1 protein-coding gene is annotated in these 439 nt (G+C 51.5%); it reads left to right on the plus strand.

What is annotated here, in order from left to right:
• Nucleotides 1-347: anion permease (locus tag ACEWB7_RS17895; protein ID WP_411581076.1), on the plus strand; the 347-nt coding region annotated here is incomplete at its 5' end.
• Between the last annotated feature and the right edge of the window lie 92 nt (nucleotides 348-439).

Raw genomic sequence — 439 nt, forward strand, 5'->3', positions numbered from 1 at the left:
GAACCAGTTGGATAATCATCCTGCTGCTGCTTAACGCAGCCTATTTTTATACCCACTATTTTTTCGCCAGCGGCAACGCGCAAATCGCCGCGCTGTATGCGGTGTTTCTGGGTGTCGGCCTGCATCTGAATATACCGGCGGCGCCGATGGCGCTCATGCTGGCGTTTACCAGCAGCCTGTACTGCTCTCTTACACAGTATACCCACGCACGCGGCCCCATTCTTTTTGGCGCCGGCTATGTACCGACGGGCATCTGGTGGCGAACGGGATTTATTATCAGCCTCTTTAACCAGGCGGTCTTTTTGACAGTCGGCCTCGCATGGTGGAAAGTGTTAGGGTTGTATTAAACGCTTAACGCATCGATAACCCCCTCGGTTAACGGAGAAATGGAATGACCTGCATTTTCTGTCAAATAGTTGAAGGTAAAGCACCTTGTCAT

It is taken from the genome of Acinetobacter sp. NIOH-H-8 (assembly GCF_046635365.1).
Taxonomy (GTDB): Bacteria; Pseudomonadota; Gammaproteobacteria; order Pseudomonadales; family Moraxellaceae; genus Acinetobacter.